This window comes from Pseudomonas sp. SR18 (assembly GCF_023701505.1).
GTDB classification, from domain to species: Bacteria; Pseudomonadota; Gammaproteobacteria; order Pseudomonadales; family Pseudomonadaceae; genus Aquipseudomonas; species Aquipseudomonas cyclaminis.
On the sequence record NZ_JAMQAU010000011.1, the window covers coordinates 74,630 to 88,834 of the forward strand.

General features: G+C 61.3%; 11 protein-coding genes and 2 pseudogenes. 10 read left to right on the top strand and 3 right to left on the bottom strand.

Annotated elements, in window-relative coordinates; genetic code table 11:
- The first annotated feature begins 36 nt into the window (after positions 1–36).
- Both gspE and gspF read left to right on the top strand, forming a co-directional pair.
- Positions 37–1,455, top strand: a complete 1,419-nt coding sequence (gene gspE, locus NDJ82_RS17210; RefSeq protein ID WP_250925934.1) for a type II secretion system ATPase GspE — start codon at positions 37–39, stop codon at positions 1,453–1,455.
- Positions 1,455–2,660: a type II secretion system inner membrane protein GspF gene (gene gspF, locus NDJ82_RS17215; protein ID WP_112194621.1), complete on the top strand. Its 1,206-nt coding sequence runs from the start codon at positions 1,455–1,457 to the stop codon at positions 2,658–2,660. The genes gspE and gspF overlap by 1 nt, the downstream gene beginning before the upstream one ends.
- Before the next feature lie 62 nt (positions 2,661–2,722).
- Here the strand turns inward: gspF and NDJ82_RS17220 are convergent, their stop codons facing one another.
- The 3 genes from NDJ82_RS17220 to NDJ82_RS17230 form a co-directional block, all read right to left on the bottom strand.
- Positions 2,723–3,865, bottom strand: a complete 1,143-nt coding sequence (locus tag NDJ82_RS17220; RefSeq protein ID WP_191948213.1) for a pectate lyase family protein — start codon at positions 3,863–3,865, stop codon at positions 2,723–2,725.
- Between the two features lie 238 nt (positions 3,866–4,103).
- On the bottom strand, positions 4,104–4,967 hold the full coding sequence (locus NDJ82_RS17225; RefSeq protein WP_250925935.1) for a sensor domain-containing diguanylate cyclase: 864 nt from the start codon (positions 4,965–4,967) through the stop codon (positions 4,104–4,106).
- 238 nt (positions 4,968–5,205) lie between these two features.
- A complete protein-coding gene (locus NDJ82_RS17230) occupies positions 5,206–6,693 on the bottom strand; it encodes an aldehyde dehydrogenase family protein (protein ID WP_250925936.1) in 1,488 nt (495 codons plus the stop codon).
- 236 nt (positions 6,694–6,929) lie between these two features.
- Between NDJ82_RS17230 and NDJ82_RS17235 the strand changes: the two genes are divergently transcribed.
- The 8 genes and pseudogenes from NDJ82_RS17235 to NDJ82_RS17270 all read left to right on the top strand — a co-directional run bounded on the left by NDJ82_RS17235 (position 6,930) and on the right by NDJ82_RS17270 (position 14,190).
- Entirely contained in the window at positions 6,930–8,099 is a 1,170-nt protein-coding gene (locus NDJ82_RS17235) for a p-hydroxyphenylacetate 3-hydroxylase oxygenase component (RefSeq protein ID WP_250925937.1), read from the top strand.
- A 56-nt stretch (positions 8,100–8,155) separates the two neighbouring features.
- A complete protein-coding gene (locus tag NDJ82_RS17240) occupies positions 8,156–9,088 on the top strand; it encodes a p-hydroxyphenylacetate 3-hydroxylase reductase component (RefSeq protein ID WP_250925938.1) in 933 nt (310 codons plus the stop codon).
- Positions 9,089–9,619: 531 nt separating this feature from the next.
- Positions 9,620–9,862: pseudogene (locus NDJ82_RS27690) on the top strand (PAS domain-containing protein); the annotation flags it as partial.
- A gap of 27 nt (positions 9,863–9,889) precedes the next feature.
- Positions 9,890–10,159, top strand: a pseudogene (locus tag NDJ82_RS27695) (methyl-accepting chemotaxis protein); the annotation flags it as partial.
- Between the two features lie 252 nt (positions 10,160–10,411).
- Positions 10,412–11,911 carry an APC family permease gene (locus tag NDJ82_RS17255; RefSeq protein WP_122308244.1) on the top strand — a complete coding sequence of 500 codons (1,500 nt, stop codon included), beginning with the start codon at positions 10,412–10,414 and terminating at the stop codon, positions 11,909–11,911.
- Positions 11,892–12,476 (top strand): DUF3156 family protein, encoded by a 585-nt coding sequence (locus tag NDJ82_RS17260; protein WP_191959942.1) that lies wholly within the window; start codon positions 11,892–11,894, stop codon positions 12,474–12,476. The genes NDJ82_RS17255 and NDJ82_RS17260 overlap by 20 nt, the downstream gene beginning before the upstream one ends.
- A 118-nt stretch (positions 12,477–12,594) precedes the next feature.
- Positions 12,595–13,557 carry a transcriptional regulator FeaR gene (gene feaR / locus NDJ82_RS17265; protein WP_112194634.1) on the top strand — a complete coding sequence of 321 codons (963 nt, stop codon included), beginning with the start codon at positions 12,595–12,597 and terminating at the stop codon, positions 13,555–13,557.
- Between the two features lie 15 nt (positions 13,558–13,572).
- Complete coding sequence (locus NDJ82_RS17270) at positions 13,573–14,190, top strand: TetR/AcrR family transcriptional regulator (RefSeq protein ID WP_250925939.1); 618 nt, start codon at positions 13,573–13,575, stop codon at positions 14,188–14,190.
- The last annotated feature ends 15 nt before the right edge of the window (positions 14,191–14,205 follow it).

Here is a 14,205-nt window from a genome sequence, read left to right on the forward strand (position 1 = left end):
CACAGAACTAAATGTGTACTCCAGTGGGAGAGGGGTATGAGCCTGCTGCCCTACGCCTGGGCCAAATCCCAGCGCATCCTGTTGCGGCCCGGCGACGAAGGCATGCTCCTCACCGTCTGCCCTTCAACCCCCGGCTGGTCCATCAGTGAAGTCCAGCGCCAGTTTGGCGAGTCGCCGATTGAGCAGGTGCGCGACGACGAACTCGAGGGCCTGCTCGCCAGCGCTTATGCCGACACGGGCAGTGCCGCCGCTGTGGTCGGTGCTGCCGAGAATGAGGTGGACCTCGACCGTCTGATGCAGGACATGCCCGAAATCACCGATCTGCTCGACACCCAGGACGGTGCGCCGGTGATCCGCATGATCAACGCCTTGCTCACCCAGGCGGCCCGCGATGAGGCCAGTGATATCCACATCGAACCCTACGAAACCCATTCCGTGGTGCGCTATCGCGTCGACGGCACGCTGCGCGATGTGGTGTCGCCGCGCAAAGCGCTGCACGGTGCGTTGGTGTCGCGGATCAAGATCATGGCCCAGCTCGATATCGCCGAAAAACGCCTGCCCCAGGATGGGCGGATCGCCTTGCGGGTGGCCGGGCGGCCGATTGATATTCGGGTGTCGACGGTGCCCACCGGGCATGGCGAGCGGGTGGTGATGCGCCTGCTCGACAAGCAGGCCGGGCGTTTGCAGTTGGAAACACTGGGCATGCAAGCGCAGTTGCTGGCGCGCCTCGATACGTTGATCCGCCAGCCTCACGGCATCGTGCTGGTCACCGGGCCGACCGGCAGCGGCAAGACCACCAGCCTCTACGCGGCGTTGGCGCGGTTGGATGCGAGCACCAGCAATATCCTCACCGTGGAAGACCCGGTGGAATATGACTTGCCGGGCATCAGCCAGATCCAGGTCAACGCCAAGATCGACATGACCTTCGCGCTGGCATTGCGGGCGATCCTGCGCCAGGACCCGGACATCATCATGATCGGTGAAATCCGCGACCTGGAAACCGCGCAGATCGCCGTGCAGGCCTCGCTTACCGGGCACTTGGTGCTGGCCACCTTGCACACCAACGACGCGGTGTCGGCGGTCAATCGCTTGATCGATATGGGCGTCGAGCCGTTCTTGCTGGCGTCGTCAATGCTCGGCGTTCTGGCGCAGCGCCTGGTACGCCGGCTATGTCCGCACTGCAAGGAAGAAGATTCCGCCAGTCCAGGCACCTGGCGCCCGCTGGGGTGTGTTGCATGTAATCACACGGGTTACAGCGGCCGCACCGGCATTCATGAGTTGTTCTGCATCGACGATGACATTCGCACGCTGATCCATCAGGGCGCCGGCGAACAGGCGCTTAAAGCCGCAGCGCGCAACGCCGGCATGTTCAGCATGCGTGAAGACGGCGAGCGTTGGGTCAGCAGTGGCGTGACCGCGCCTGAAGAAGTGCTTCGCGTGACACGGGACGCCTGATGAACCGCTACCGTTTTGAGGCCGCCGACGCCACGGGCAAGGTTGAGACCGGGCACCTGGAAGCCGACAGCCAGCGCGAAGCATTCAGCCTTTTGCACCGGCGCGGTTTGACCGCTTTGCAAGTACAGCTTGAGAACAGTGAGCCTGGGCGCGGGGGGATGTTCAGCGCCAAGCTGTCCGACAACGACCTGGCCTGGGCCACCCGACAGTTGGCCAGCCTGCTCAGCGCCAGCCTGCCGTTGGAGGCAGCGTTGAGTGCCACGGTGGAACAGGCCGAGCGCAAGCACATCGTCCAGGCCCTGACTGCGGTGCGTGCCGATGTGCGCGGTGGCATGCGCCTGGCCGATGCCTTGGCCGCACGGCCACGGGATTTTCCAGAGATTTACCGGGCGCTGATTGCGGCCGGGGAAGAGTCCGGTGACCTCGCCCAGGTCATGGAGCGGCTGGCCGATTACATCGAAGAGCGTAACAACCTGCGCAGTAAAATCCTCACCGCGTTCATCTATCCGGGAGTCGTCGGGCTGGTGTCGATTGCTATCGTGATCTTCCTGCTCAGCTACGTGGTGCCGCAGGTGGTCAGTGCGTTCTCCCAGGCGCGCCAGGACTTGCCCGGATTGACCTTGGCCATGCTCAACGCCAGTGATTTCATTCGTGGGTGGGGGTGGCTGTGTTTCAGCGCGCTGGTGGCAGGGTTATGGGGCTGGCGGGTGTACCTGCGCAACTCCGTGGCGCGTTTGCGCTGGCATCGTCGGGTATTGCGCCTGCCGTTGATCGGGCGCTTTGTGCTGGGGCTCAATACCGCGCGGTTTGCGTCGACCCTGGCGATTCTCGGCGGCGCCGGGGTGCCGTTGCTGCGTGCGTTGGAAGCTGCGCGCCAGACCCTGTCCAACGATTGCCTGAGCCAAAGTGTCAACGAAGCCACTGCCAAAGTGCGTGAAGGCGTCAGCCTGGCCACGGCGCTGGCGGTGGAGAAAGTGTTCCCGCCATTGCTGATCCACCTGATCGCCAGCGGCGAAAAAACCGGCTCGCTGCCGCCGATGCTGGATCGTGCAGCGCAAACGCTGTCCCGCGATATCGAGCGCCGGGCGATGGGTATGACCGCACTGCTTGAACCCCTGATGATCGTGGTGATGGGCGCGGTGGTGCTGGTGATCGTGCTGGCGGTGTTGTTGCCGATCATCGAGATCAACCAATTGGTGCAGTAGGCGCGCGCACAAAAAAGCCCTCGTCACCGAGGGCTTTCCTTTCACTGATGTTGCACCGTCACTTAGAGCTTACCGGCGCCGGCCTTGGCCTTGACGTCGGCGGCGACCTTGTCGGCAGCCAGTGGGGTGTAGCTGTAAGGCGGGGTCCAGCCGATGCTCGAACTCCATGAGCAGCTCAGGGCACTGCCGTTGAGGGTCGAGCCGCTGTCGCGGTAGACACTGCCACCGTAGTCGCCGGCGATCTTGTCGCAACCGCTGATACCACTGATCTCGAAGGCGTTACGCTCGGAGAAGATCTTCGAGTTCTTGCCCACGCCATGGGCGTACGAGAACGGGTAGACCTTATGGCTGGTGCTGCCCACGTGGTAGTTGTTGTACAGATGCACCTGGCCGAAACGCACGCGTGGCGCACGGGCCGAGATGTTTTCGAACAGCGTGTTGTGGATGGTGACCTTGAGCTTGCCGTCATCGGTGGTGCGTGAATCGCTGGAACCGATCAGGTTGTTCTTCTCGTGGGACTTGAACGCCGAATACGAAATGGTCACGTAGTTGGCGCCGTTCTTGACGTCCAGCGCACCGTCGTGATGCTGCTTCGGACGGCCATTGGCGCTGCCGTTCTGGTCATCGGTGCGGCGGCCGTCGGTGAAGGTCACGTGATCGACCCACACGTTGTTGGCGCCTTCGATGGTCAGGCCGTCGTACTCGGAGTTCCAGTTGCCCGCGCTGCCATCGTCCTTGTCCCAGATCGGCTCAGGGTCCCAAGGGTTTTCGATGGTGATGTTGCGGATGATGACGTCGTTTTCCTTGGCATAGAAGAAACCCTCGCGGATTTCGGCATTGCTGGTGGTGCCGACGATGGTGGTTTTACCGGGAATATCCAGGCGACCACGTACTTTCATATCGGCAGTCGTCGTATAAGCTTTGCCTTCGCTGATGTCGATGATGCCGGTGATTTTGATGATGCGGCCGTTGGCGCCGACCGAAGCCTTCAGTGCGGTTTTCAGTTCGGCGGCGTTTTTTGCCGTGTAGATGTTATTCGCTGCTGCACGGGAACCACCCTTGGTCCCGCCGTTCTGAGTGGCCCAGCCAGTCGTGGCCGAATCCAGCCAAATGTCCGCTGCATGGGCTGGAACGCTGGAAAACAGCAGGGCGCCGACAACAGCGCTGGCCAGTTTGCAGGCAGTGAAAGTTGAGGGTTTTGTCATGAGTAATCAGATCCTTGATTAACTTGAGTAGTTGAACGCGCACAGGCATGCGCGTTTCTCGAGCGGACGTCCTTGCCACTGGTGCAGCGAATCGAACGTCCGCTGCATGAGAAATACTATCATGTGATTTGAATGTTGTCGTACCACTGATTGCGTAATGATGTGCTTTCTTTCGCAAATGGCGAGGTGTGGTTGGCGATGGGTCGTTTACAAGGCCCAGCCGCCTCAATGCCCCTCGTCACTCAGCGGCAGACCGGTGTCTTTTGATCCGGTACATATCACCGTCGGCATGGCTGAGCAGGGTATCGGCGTCTTCTCCGTCCGCCGGATAGATCGCCACGCCGATACTGCAGGACGGCATCTTTACCCCACCAAACTCAGCGCCCAGCGGCTCGGCCATGACCGCGAGGATCTGCGCCACCTTTGCGCCAATCGCGTCCCGCGACGGCGCATCCGCCAACAGCACGGTGAATTCATCCCCGCCCATCCGGGCCACCAGGTCGCTCTCGCGCACGCAGCGTTCCAACCGCCGGGCAATCACACACAGCACGTGGTCGCCCATGGCATGGCCATGCACGTCATTGATGCCCTTGAAGTCATTGATGTCCAGAAACAGCAGTGCCAGGGAACTGTTGTGAGACCGTGCAGCGAGCAGGGCGCCGTCCAGTCGATCATTGAACAGCGACCGGTTGGTCAGCGCGGTCAGCGGATCATGATGGGCAAGGAAGCGTAATTCTTCTTCGGCCTGGGTAAGCGCCGTCACGTCCCGTGCGACCCCGATCCTCGCGCCGACTTCCTGGGACCAGAACGCCGCCCACAGGATGTGCACGACACTGCCATCCTTGCGGATATAGCGGTTGCGAAAGTCGACATGGGGTTTGCCATTCATGACCCGGACAATCGAGGCCCGCGTACGTGCCAGGTCTTCCGGGTGCATGTACCGGGTGATCAGCGTGCCCGTCAGCTCTTCGGCACGGTAGCCGAGCAGGGCTTCGCAGGCGTCGCTCACGAAGACAATCTGGTTATCACTGTCGACGACAAACACCGTATCCAGCATCAGGTGGATCAGTTTGGGGTACAGCGCTTGCAGGTCTACGGGCATGGGGCATCGAGCATCCGGTTCATATCGGCCGATCATAGCCCGATCATGGCGGGGCGCGACGAGCAATTCTGCACATTTTTGATGGCCGGTGCAGCGGTCGAGGCAGGTGGAGTCAGGCCCGGACATGCTTGACTCTGTCCCATGGGACACCTTGTATGCTTTTTTCCAGGCGCGCGTTGTTTGATAGCCAGAACCGTAAAGGCCGTCACAAGGAAACCGAAAAATCTCGCGGTTGGGTTCAGTAGCGAATCATCACCGATTTCAGCTCGGTGTAATCCTCAATGAATGCGCTGCCGAACTCCCGGCCTATCCCCGAGGATTTATTGCCGCCAAACGGCACCGCCGGGTCCAGCATGGTGTGCATGTTTACCCACACCGTGCCGGCTTCGATGGCGGGCACCATGCGCAGGGCCTTGCCCAGGTCATTGGTCCAGAGGCTGGCGCTCAAGCCGCAGGGCGTGTTGTTCATCAAGGCCAGCAGCTCCTCTTCAGTGTCGTAGGGGAAGAATGTGGCGATCGGGCCGAAGGTCTCCTCGTTGAGCAAGGTGTCGTTGACGGTGTTGGCGAGGATGATCGTCGGCTCGACGTAGCAGCCCGGACGGTCGATCAGGTGGCCGCCGTGAATGATGGTGTTGTTTTCGGCGCGGGCCTTGGCAAAGAACTCACCGAGTTTGAGTTGATGTTGGCGGTTGGTTACTGGACCGAATTCGGTGCGCTCATCCAGGGGCGAACCGATGTTCAGGCTGCTCAGGCGTTTGGCCAGTGAGTCCATGACCGCTTCGATCTGTGAACGATGCACAAAGAAGCGCTCGGCGGCGGCGCAGATCTGCCCGGAATGCAGGAAACCCGCCTCTATGATGCCGTTGACGGCCTTGTCCAGATCCACATCGCGCAGGAATCCGGCCGAGTTTTTGCCGCCCAGTTCCAGGGTAGTGCGGGTCAGTCCGGCGCCCATGGCGCTCTGGCCCACGGCGATCCCGGTCGGCACCGAGCCGGTGAATGACACTTTGTTGGTGCCGGGGTGTTCGATCAGGGCTTTGCCCACCAGGCCGCCACCGGTCAGTACGTTCAGCACACCGGCAGGCAGGCCGGCGTCAATCGCCAGTTCGGCAATGCGCAGGATGGTCAACGGCGTGAACTCGCTGGGCTTGATGATGATGCTGCAACCGGTCACCAGCGCCGAGGCGAGCTTCCAGATGGCGATCATGGTCGAAAAATTCCACGGCACGATGCCGACCACCACCCCGACCGGCTCACGCAGGGTGAACGCGGTGTAGCGTTCACCAGCGAAGGAGGGCAGCGACGGGGTGATGGTCTGGCCGCTGATCTTGGTGGCCCAGCCGGCGTAATAACGCAAAAAGTGCGCGGCCTGATCGACTTCGAATGCGCGGGAAATCTGGATGATCTTGCCCGATTGGCAGGTTTCGATCTGCGCCAGTTCTTCGCGGTGTTGCTCCAGCAGGTCGGCCAGTTTAAGCAGCACATTGCCGCGCACGGCCGGTGCCACCTGGGACCACTGCTTGAAGCCACGCCGTGCCGACGCTACAGCCGCATCGACATCGGCCGGGTCGGCATCGGCGACCTGGGCGATGACCTGGCCGGTGGCCGGGTTGATCACGTCCAGCGTGCGGCTGGAGTGGCTTTGCACAGAGCCACCGTCGATAAACAGCGCGTGGTGTCGAGCGAGGAAGGCGTCGACCTGAGGCAGCAGTGAAATATCGCTCATGGGGTTTTCCTGATCGCGAACAAAGAAAGCCCCGAGGTTAATCCTCACGGGAGTGCCCGGCTTGACTGTGCCTGCCGAGCGCTATGTCTGTGGCTGCCAGCCCTGTGAAAAGTACAATCTTGACTCTGGAAGGTGCATGTTCGGCCGGGAAGCCGCGCTCCATACTGGCCCTGCATCCGGCGCCACGCCTCGCTTCATGGGGTTGCCCGGACATCCAATAATAAGCAGGGCCATCCATGAAAAAGCCAAACCCGCTCCTCGAAGACCTCAAGTCCGTGTTGCCGACCATCGCCGCCAATGCCTTCCAGGCCGAGCAGGACCGCAAGGTGCCTGCCGAGAACATTGCGCTGCTCAAAGGCATCGGCCTGCACCGTGCATTCCAGCCCAAGGCGTTCGGTGGCATGGAGTTGTCGCTGCCACAATTTGCCGACTGTATTGCGTTGCTCGCCGGAGCCTGCGCCAGCACGGCTTGGGCCATGAGCTTGCTGTGTACCCACAGTCATCAATTGGCCCTGTTTTCGGCCCGGTTGCAGCAGGAAGTCTGGGGCGATGACCCGAATGCCACGGCCAGCAGCAGCATCGCGCCGTTCGGGCGCACCGAGGCGGTCGAGGGCGGTGTGCTGTTCAGCGGTGAAATGGGCTGGAGCAGCGGTTGCGACCACGCTGAATGGGCGATTGTCGGTTTCCGTCGGCCCACTGCCGAGGGCACTCAGGATTACTGCTTTGCGGTGCTGCCGCGCAGCGACTATCAGATCCGCGACGACTGGTTTGCGGCGGGCATGAAAGGCAGCGGCACCAAGACCCTGATCATCGACAAGGCCTTCGTACCGGAGCATCGCATCCAGAAGGCCAAGGACATGATGGAGGGCAAGTCTGCAGGCTTCGGCTTGTACCCGGACAGCAAGGTGTTTTACTCGCCTTACCGTCCGTATTTCGCCAGCGGTTTTTCCACGGTGAGCCTGGGCGTCGCCGAGCGGATGCTGGAGGTGTTCCGCGAAAAGACCAGGACGCGGGTGCGTGCCTACACCGGCGCTGCGGTCGGTGCGGCGACTCCGGCGTTAATGCGGCTGGCCGAGTCGACGCACCAGGTCGGCGCCGCGCGGGCGTTTCTGGAAAAGACCTGGGCCGAACATGCCGAGCACAGTGAACAGCAACGCTACCCCAGCCGCGAAACCCTGGCGTTCTGGCGCACCAACCAGGCGTATGCCACCAAGATGTGCATCCAGGCGGTGGATCGCCTGTTCGAAGCCGCCGGCGGCAATGCCTGGTTCGAACACAACGAGATGCAGCGCCTGTTCCGCGATTCGCACATGACCGGCGCCCATGCCTACACCGACTACGACGTCTGCGCGCAGATCCTCGGCCGCGAGCTGATGGGCCTGGAGCCCGATCCAAGCATGATCTGAAGCTGCTTTTGAAAACAACAATCAGGGCTGCGCCTGACGCAGCCCGGGAGTCTTGCATGTCTGAATCGACCTTCGACCCACGGGCCTTTCGCCGCGCCCTGGGCAACTTCGCCACGGGCGTCACCGTGGTCACCGCCGCCGACTCTACCGGCCGCCAGGTGGGTGTTACCGCCAACAGTTTCAACTCGGTGTCTCTCGACCCGCCGCTGGTGCTGTGGAGCCTCGACAAACGCTCCAACAGCCATGAGGTGTTCGAGCAGGCCAGCCATTTTGCGGTCAACGTGCTGGCGGCAGACCAGATTGACCTGTCGAACAATTTTGCGCGGCCCAAGGACGACCGTTTCGCCGAGATCGCGTACGAACCCGGGGCGGGGGGTGCACCGGTGTTCGCCGATTGTTCGGCGCGGTTTCATTGCGAGAACTACCAGCAAGTGGATGGCGGCGACCACTGGATCATGATCGGCAAGGTGGTGGCCTTCGACGATTTCGGCCGCGCGCCGCTGCTCTACCATCAGGGCGCGTACTCCATGGTCCTGCCCCATACGCGCATGACCAAACGTGATGAAAGCCAACCGCCGAGCAGCCATTTCCAAGGGCGACTGCGCCACAACCTGTACTACCTGATGACCCAGGCGGTACGCGCCTACCAATCCAGCTACCAGCCCCGGCAACTGTCCACCGGCCTGCGCACCAACGAGGCGCGGATGCTGATGGTGCTGGAGAATGATGCCCGGCTAAGCCCCAGCGAGCTGTTGCGGGAAGTGGCGATGCCAGTGCGGGAAATCGAGGATGCGGTGGCGAATCTCAAGCGCAAGGGCCTGGTGGACGACGATGAACACGGCGTACGCCTCACCTCTGCCGGCGTCGAGCAGACCGAAGACCTGTGGGCGATTGCGCGGGAGCAGCAGGAGAAGGTGTTTGCCGAGTTCAGCCAGGACCAGATCGAAACCTTCAAGACGGTGCTCAAGCAGTTGATCAGCCAGTGCTGATGAGCGGGTGAGCAGTTCACCGGTCCTGCAGACACAGCCGGTCAAATGTGGGAGAGGGCAAGCCCCCTCCCACATCGTGTGTGGCAGCCAGGCGCAAGTCCCTTGCAGGCTCGTACAAGCAATCACGGTCGGTTTGCGATCAGATCCGGGGTTTAGACTCGATGCGCAAAGGACAGACCGATGTTCTTCAAGAAAAAAAAGCCGATGCAGGACCTCGCGGAGTCTCTCAGGCAACAGCTCGCTCAACAGCTTGCACAGGCAGACCACCAACGGCTGCTCGCCGAGGCCGCCGCCAGGGACCAGGCTACCCAGCAGGCAATCAGCGAACAGGCGCTTCAAACCCTTCGACAACAACTGGAGCAGGCCCGCCAGCGTGAGGGGGCACTGGACGCCGAGGTGCACCAATACCGGCGGCTTTGCGATCAGCATCAACACGAAACGCAGATCTGGGAGCTGCTGCTCTCCACCATGACTGAAGGCTGCTGGGACATCACCGTGGTCAACGGCGACGTGCAGAACCCCGGCAGCCAGATGCGGATTTTCAATCAGTTTCGCCTGCTGCTGGGCTATGCTCCCCATGAGCTGCCCGATGGCTGGGATGCTCAGGTGAGCGTCACCCATCCCGATGATTTACCCAAGATCATGGCGATCTTCGACCGGGAAATCCTCGCGTCCCATGGCAGCGGCGAGTATGTATTCGAATACCGGATGCGCCACAAGAGCCGTGGCTACATCTGGTGTCGCGAGCGCGGGCGGGCAGTGCGTGATGCCCAGCGGCAGTTGACGCGGGTAATCGGCGCGGTGCGCGACATCAGTGATGAACAGTCGGCCAAGACCACCCATCAGCAGTTGCTGGAGCACAATCAGGCAACCTACGGCCAGATCGCCACCGTGGTGAGTGTGATCAAGGGCATCGCCGACCAGACCAACCTGTTGGCCTTGAACGCTGCCATTGAAGCGGCACGGGCGGGTGAGGTCGGCCGTGGGTTTTCAGTGGTGGCCGATGAGGTACGCAAGCTGGCGGAAAACACCCGCCAGGCGACCCATCAGATTCAGACGATGTTGCATCAGCACAAACACTAGAAAGCGGGCACGACCGTGAGGCTTTCCAACGTGGTCGCCTTGAGGCAGCCCAGCCGCAGGCGTTGGCAGGCAGCAACAAAAGCGGCGGCAGACATGGGCAAGACGCTCGGTATGTCCTGGGCGCACAGTGATTTGGCTCGATGCCGTTTCGATCAGGGACTGGCTGGGGAGGGCGTTATCGCCGGCTCCTTGTACGGCTCGATGCATCCACTAAGAAATCCGCTTTCGAGGATCCGCACCATGTCGATCAATGACCGGCTCACACAGCATTTGAAACGAGGCAGCGTCGGCTTTCCGACCGCGCTGGCCAGCACCATTGGCCTGATCATGGCCAGCCCGGTGATTCTTACCGCGACCATGGGGTTCGGGATCGGCGGCAGCGCCTTTGCGGTGGCGATGTTGATCGCGGTGGTGATGATGCTGGCCCAGGCGACCACCTTTGCCGAAGCCGCCTCGATCCTGCCGACCACGGGTTCGGTCTACGACTACATCAATTGCGGCATGGGGCGTTTCTTTGCGATCACCGGCACCTTGTCGGCCTACTTGATCGTGCATGTGTTCGCCGGCACCGCCGAGACCATTCTGTCCGGCGTCATGGCCCTGGTGAACTTCGAGCACCTCAATACCCTCGCGGAATCGGCCGGCGGTTCCTGGTTGCTGGGGGTCGGGTTCGTCGTGGTGTTCGGCATCCTCAATGCCTTCGGGGTCAGCGCCTTTGGCCGGGCCGAGATCATCCTGACCTTCGGCATGTGGACCACGCTGATGGTGTTTGGCGTGATGGGCCTGATTGCGGCACCGGCGGTGCAACTGGAGGGCTGGTTCGGCGTGTCGCTGGTGGGCACTGACCTGATCACCATTCTGTCGCTGGTGGGCATGGCGATGTTCATGTTTGTCGGCTGTGAGTTTGTCACGCCGCTGGCCCCGGACTTGCGCAACTCGGCCAAGGTCATGCCCAAGGCGATGATTCTGGGCTTGCTGAGCGTGGCCACCTGCATGTTCATCTATGGCGCGGCGATGAAGCGCCAAGTCGAAAACGTGTTGCTGGACGCCGCCTCGGGCGTGCACCTGCTCGACACGCCGATGGCGATCCCCCGGTTTGCCGAGCAGGTCATGGGGCAGGTCGGGCCGCTGTGGCTGGGGATCGGTTTTCTGTTTGCCGGTGCCGCCACTATCAACACGCTGATGGCCGGTGTACCGCGGATTCTCTACGGCATGGCCGTGGACGGTGCATTGCCCAAGGTGTTCACCTACCTGCACCCGCGCTTCAAGACACCGCTGGTGTGCATCCTGGTGGCGATGCTGATCCCGTGCCTGTATGCGCTGTGGCTGGGCGGCAATACCGACAACATCATGCACCTGGTGCTGGCGGCGGTGTGTGCGTGGAGTTTCTCTTACCTGCTGGTGACGCTGTCGGTGGTGATCCTGCGCATTCGTCGTCCTGATCTGCCACGGGCCTATCGTTCGCCGTTCTTCCCGTTGCCGCAGATCCTGTCCAGCGTCGGCATCTTGCTGGGCATGTGGTTCATCACCCCACCGGGCATGAATCCCGCTGACATCTATGTGCCGTTTGGCGTGATGCTCGGGATCACCGCGACCTATGCGCTGTTCTGGACATTGGTGGTGCAGAAGGTCAATCCATTCAAGCCGGCGTCGGTAGAAGACGTGCTGGCCAAGGAGTTTTCCCATGAGCCTGGCAACCCTCACCACGGGTATATCGAGCATGCTGCAAAAGCTGTCTGAGCTGTTCAGTGCCCAACGCGCCCCGGCCGGCTACCGCCCCGGCGTCACGCTTGAGTACCTGCGCCGCAACCTTGGCCTGGCGGGTTTCACCTCGACGGGACCGACAGGCGCGGTATTCGGCCTGGGTGATAGTGGCCTGCAAGTGGCGGTTGGCGAGCGCACTGAATCGCAGTTGCTGATGCACCTGGTCATGACTGAATTCGTGATCAAGGTGCCCGCCTCAGAGCAGGGCAATGCACGCTTTGAGCTGCACCACCGCGGGTCGATTCGGCGCACGGGGCTGGGGTTTCGGCAGCGGGCGGGTGCGCCGACTTTGCTGCCCAGGCTGGAAGTTGCGTTGAAGCAGGATCAGGCACTGCATCACGCGTTGATGGTGCTGGATTTCAAGCGCCTGCGCATCGAACTGGACGCTCAGCAGTGGCAGGTACGGCTTGAACACATGGGAGGCAGCGAGGTGGTCAACCGCATGCCTGCGTTTCGTCGCTATATCGCCTTGAGCGGTGCGCAGCGAGAGGCTTTGTTCGATGTCCTGACGGGATTGAAGCGGGCGCTGGGCGCGTTCTGATTTTTGGTTACTTGGCATCATTACTGCTTCTACACACGGCATTACGTAGTTGTTGCGCCTATATAGATAACATGTTAACTATTGGCCGACAAAAACAAGAAGCCACTGTGGAGTTGCCATGAGCACCTATCAATCTGCGCACCCTGGATTGGACACCTGGACTCAGGATTTGCGAGCGGCCTGCGGCCATTTCGACACTGAACTGGCCTTCAACCGTTCGCTGTTCATCGGCGAGGTGTCGACGCTCTCACGGGGCTGCCTGTCACTGGCTTCCCTGCGTACCAATGCCGGCCTGATCAAGCGCGTACGGGCCAACCCCGATCACGACAACGACCAGCATTGCTTCCTCGTCAGCCAGCGCAGCGGCTATTGCCAGATCACCCAGAACGACGAGGTTATCCAGTTGGCGCCAGGTGACATGCTGCTGATGGATTCCACCGGCTCAATCGAGATCAGCCCGTTTGGCCTGATCGAACACGCGTCGCTGTCCCTCTCGCGCAACGAAGTCTGCAAGCAACTGGGCAACGCCTCGAAAACCTTCGGCAAGATCTCATCGAGCAAGGCCTGTGGGCGGATGCTCCATGTGCTGATGGACCAACTGTGCCGGGAAGGGCTGCAGGGTCAGGATTCGATGGAAGAGGCCCAGGCCTTGCAGGCGGCGTTTGTGTCCTTGCTGGGTTCGGCGTTTGACGTGGATAACACCCAGGGTGACAGCGCCGCTTCATTGCAAGGCAGCAACCTGCGCAGCTATGTGCAGAAAGTCATCGATGAGTCCTTGACTCAACCGGGCTTGAGCCCCGTGGGCCTGGCCAATCGGCTGAACATCTCGGTGCGACACTTGTACCGCCTGTTTGAAGAGCAGGACGACAGCGTCTGCCGCTACATCCAGCGGGCGCGGCTCAAGCGCAGCGCGGATGACTTGACCAATCCATTCCTCAAGAGCGAATCGATCACCTCGATTGCCTATAAGTGGGGCTTCACCGATTCGGCGCACTTCAGCCGCTCGTTCAAGAAGCAATTCGAGCTGTCGCCCAAGGACTTTCGGTCGACCCACCTGCAACAAGCGGTCGGCGCAGCATAGGTTATCGGTCGATCAATGAAAGCGCTCAGCCTGTCGGCCAGTAAGATTTGTGCGGTGGCGGTCGACCACTTTGCCGATCATGGATACGACGCCTCGTCGCTGAACGACATCGCGACCGGTGCGGGCATGCGCAAGGCGTCGCTGTACGCGCATTTTGTGAGCAAGGATGCGCTGTTTCAGACGGTCTTTCAGATTGCCCTGGACCACGAACATCACTACATCGCGGGGTGCTTCCAGGACGAGTCCGGGGGCACGGGGATGCCAGGGCACTTGCACCTTGAGCGCTTGATTGGCCGCTATGAAGGCTCGGCGCACCTGCGCTTTCTGCTGCGCACGGCGTACTTTCCGCCAGCGCAGATTCGCGGTGTGATTACCGCAGGATTCGAGGGGTATCTGGGCTGCATCCGTGAAGACTTCCAGCGTGCAGCACGAGGTCGGTACAGCAGGGTAGAGCCCGCGGCGCTGCAGGTGTTTTGCGATGCCTACCTGGGCATCGTCGACAGCTTGCATGTGGAGTTGATCTATTCGACGCCACAGGGTTACGTAAAGCGGTTGGCGGCGTTGTCGCGGGTGTTCGGTGATTCACTGTCAATGCTGGAAAGGGCCGGGCGTTATTCCACGAACACACCCTGATCAAAATGTAGGAGG